Genomic DNA, 2,844 nt, shown 5'->3' with positions numbered 1-2,844 from the left:
CCGGGATGGCGCCCGTCACCGCGAAGTCGAGGCGCTTGGCCACCGAGACGGCCTGGTCGGCGAAGCGCTCGTAGTACCGGACCAGCAGCGCGAGCGACATCGCCGACGGGACGCCGTGCGGCCAGCCCGGGTCGGTGATCGCGGCCATCACGCCGGAGTGCAGCGCGTCGACCTGCTGGTCGGTCTGGTCGAGCTCGGCGTAGCCGCACGCGTCCGGGTGCCGGATCAGCTCGACCAGCCGGTCGGCCATCTCCGCCGCGATCCGGCCCAGCTCCGCGAACGCGCCGGCCAGCTCGGCCGGGACCGCGGGTGCCGGGTGGGCGAGCCGCACGTGCTCGGCGATGTGCGCGGCGAGGTCACCCATCCGCTCGATCTTGTTGGTGCAGTACAACGCGGTGAGCACCAGCCGCAGGTCCCGGGCGACCGGCGCCTGCAACACCAGCAGCTGCTGCGCCTCGTCCTCGCACCGGTCGCGGGCCCGGTCCAGCTCGACGTCCTCGGCCAGCACCCGGCCGGCCAGGTCCACGTCTCCTGACCGCACAGCCGCGGCGGCCGACCGCATCGCCCCGGCGGCCACCGCGCACATGTCGGCCAGCTGGTCCCGGAGGCCGGCCAGCTGGCTGTGGAATGTCTCTCGCATGATCTCCGAGCTCCTCGAACGCAGGACGACCCAAGCACGACGGAGTACCCAGGATCGCCGGTTCGACACGGGCGGACCGGCGGAAACATGTCCGATTCTGCCAGTTCTCGACCGATTCGCGAGCGTCGGCACCGGGATGACGGGCAAACCGTCACCCCGGTGTCGTGCTCCTAGCGGCGGCGCAGCGACCTGTCCGCCAGGGCCGGCGGCACGTAGTAGCTGTCCGCCGGGTTGAGGTCCGTCCCCGGCGGGACGATCTCGTCGATGCGGTCCAGCACGTCCTCGCTCAGCTCGACGTCCGCGCCGGTGAGCAGGCTCTCCAGCTGGTCCATCGTGCGCGGGCCGATGATCACCGACGTCACCGCGGGGTGCGCCAGCACGAAGCCGAGCGCGAGGTGCGGCAGCGTCAGGCCCGCCTCCTCGGCCAGCTTCGCCAGGTCGCGGACCGCCTCCAACTTGCGGGCGTTGCCCGGCACCGACGGGTCGAACTTGTGCTGCTCGGTCGTCGCCCGGCCGCCCGCCGACGACACGTCACCGGCCGCGGTGTACCTGCCGGACAGCCAGCCCGCGGACAGCGGGCCCCAGGTGAGCACGCCCATCCCGTAGCGCTGCGCGGCCGGCAGGACCGCCGCCTCGACGCCCCGCGCCAGGATCGAGTACGGCGGCTGCTCGCTGCGGAACCGCACGTGCCCGCGCCGCTCGGCGGCCCACTGCGCCTCGACGATCTGCTCGGCCGGGAACGTCGAGCTGCCGACCACCAGGACCTTGCCCGCACGCACGAGGTCCGTGAGCGCGGCGAGGGTCTCGTCGATGTCGGTGGCCGGGTCGGGCCGGTGGATCTGGTAGAGGTCGATGTGGTCGGTGCCCAGCCGGCGCAGGCTGTTCTCGACCTCGCGGACGAGCCAGCGCCGGGAGTTGCCGCTGTGGTTGGCGTCCGGCCCCATCGAACCGTGTGCCTTGGTGGCCAGCACGACGTCGTCGCGCCGGCCCTTGAGGGCCTTGCCGAGGATCTCCTCCGACTCGCCCGCGGAGTAGATGTCGGCGGTGTCCACGAAGTTGATGCCCGCGTCGAGCGCGCGGTGGATGATCCGCACGCTGTCGTCGTGGTCGGGGTTGCCCAGGGCACCGAACATCATGGTGCCGAGCGCGAACTCGCTCACCGAGATACCGGTGCCGCCGAGGATCCTGCGCTTCATCAGGTACTGCCTCCAGTCATCGGGTTCTGCCTTCCACCCTCCGTGCGCCGGGGCCGGTCTGCCAGGTATGGCTCAACCTGGGTCCGGCAGAACCACCCAGGCGGATAATGGGGTCATGGGCTACGCCGAGGACGAGGTCACGCCGTTCCTGAAGGCACGCCGAGCGGCACTGGACCCGGTGGCGCTGGGCCTGCCGGACGGCCTGGCCCGCCGGCGGGTCAGCGGTCTGCGCCGGGAGGAGGTCGCGCAGCTGGCGGGCATCAGCGTCGACTACTACACGCGCATCGAGCAGGGCCGCGCGCAGGCCGTCTCCGACGCGGTGCTCGACGCCATCGCGCGGGCGCTGCGGCTCACCGCCAACGAACACTCCTACCTGCGCAACATCACCCAGCCGCGGCGCCGGCCGGCCGAGTGCACCGCGCAGCCGGCGCCGCGGCCCCGGGTGCGCCCGCAGATCCAGGAGCTGCTCGACGCGATGAACGACACCGTGCCGGCCATGGTTTTCGGGCCGGGCACGGACATCCTGGCGTGGAACCGCCTCGCCGGCCGGCTCACCTTCGACTTCGCCGCGCTGCCCGAGGCGCAGCTCAACTCCGCCCTGCTGGTCTTCACCCACCCCGACGCGAGGTCGTTCTACCCGGACTGGGAGGCGACGGCCGAGGAGATCGTCGCGAGCCTGCGGGTGGAGGACGGCCAGTACCCCGACGAGCCGCGGGTGCAGCAGGTCATCTGCGAGCTGCGCGACGCGAGCCCGGAGTTCGTCCGCTGCTGGGAGGAGCGCGCGGTGCGCGAGCGCAACCACGGGACCAAGCGCATCCATCACCCGGAGGTCGGCGAGCTCGTGGTCACCTACGAGGCGTTCACCCTGCCCGCCGACCCCGAGCAGCGGCTGTGCACCTACACGGCGGCGAAGGGCTCGGTCACCGAGGAGCGCCTGCGCACCCTCGCCCTCGGCGTCGCCGCCTAGTCCGCCTCCCCGGGATTTAAAGTGTGGGTTGCGTTCCGGCG

General features: G+C 72.3%; 3 protein-coding genes. 1 reads left to right on the top strand and 2 read right to left on the bottom strand.

From position 1 onward, the window contains the following. On the bottom strand, window positions 1-640 hold a 640-nt coding region (gene phoU, locus VGD70_RS35530), incomplete at its 3' end, for a phosphate signaling complex protein PhoU (RefSeq protein ID WP_331089321.1). A 170-nt stretch (window positions 641-810) separates the two neighbouring features. Then, complete coding sequence (locus tag VGD70_RS35525; protein ID WP_331089319.1) at window positions 811-1,836, bottom strand: aldo/keto reductase; 1,026 nt, start codon at window positions 1,834-1,836, stop codon at window positions 811-813. Window positions 1,837-1,951: 115 nt separating this feature from the next. Here VGD70_RS35525 and VGD70_RS35520 point away from each other — a divergent pair, with 115 nt between their 5' ends. Next, the gene (locus VGD70_RS35520; protein WP_331089317.1) at window positions 1,952-2,803 is read left to right on the top strand and encodes a helix-turn-helix transcriptional regulator; all 852 of its coding nucleotides are present in this window, start codon (window positions 1,952-1,954) and stop codon (window positions 2,801-2,803) included. Window positions 2,804-2,844 lie beyond the last annotated feature (41 nt).

This window comes from Actinophytocola sp. (assembly GCF_036402745.1).
Classification (GTDB): domain Bacteria; phylum Actinomycetota; class Actinomycetes; order Mycobacteriales; family Pseudonocardiaceae; genus Actinophytocola.
The sequence above is the reverse complement of the archived record's forward strand: the minus strand, read 5'-3'. Positions and strand labels throughout refer to the sequence as shown.

What these genes read in the sequence shown, in the direction of transcription:
- VGD70_RS35525 (WP_331089319.1), bottom strand. Translation starts at nt 1,836, where the DNA reads ATGAAGCGCAGGATCCTCGGCGGCACCGGTATCTCGGTGAGCGAGTTC.
- VGD70_RS35520 (WP_331089317.1), top strand. Translation starts at nt 1,952, where the DNA reads ATGGGCTACGCCGAGGACGAGGTCACGCCGTTCCTGAAGGCACGCCGA.